Raw genomic sequence first — 238 nt, forward strand, 5'->3', positions numbered from 1 at the left:
AGGAGGAGTGATGACAGATCTTCCGCTCGAAGCGTTGATGATCCAAGAAAAAAGGCTCTTTGCAGAATTAGTGAAGCGGGGTTATGCATTTTCTGACCCTATTTACAGTTTATTATTTTTTTCATCGACACATCTGCCCTATATTCGCGTAACACAACAGGGAATGTATGATGTAATGAATAAAACAGTACTCTTTCCGACGATAATGCGTTAAAATATAAACATATTAAAGAGTTGA

The 238-nt window shown here is 37.0% G+C and carries 1 protein-coding gene; it reads left to right on the forward strand.

The window, feature by feature from the left end; all coding sequences use genetic code 11:
* Positions 1 to 214: adenine deaminase C-terminal domain-containing protein (locus RYX56_RS25085; RefSeq protein ID WP_317124479.1), on the forward strand; the 214-nt coding region annotated here is incomplete at its 5' end.
* Positions 215 to 238: the final 24 nt, after the last annotated feature.

This window comes from Alkalihalophilus lindianensis, assembly GCF_032843265.1.
Lineage (GTDB): Bacteria > Bacillota > Bacilli > Bacillales > Bacillaceae_D > Alkalihalophilus > Alkalihalophilus lindianensis.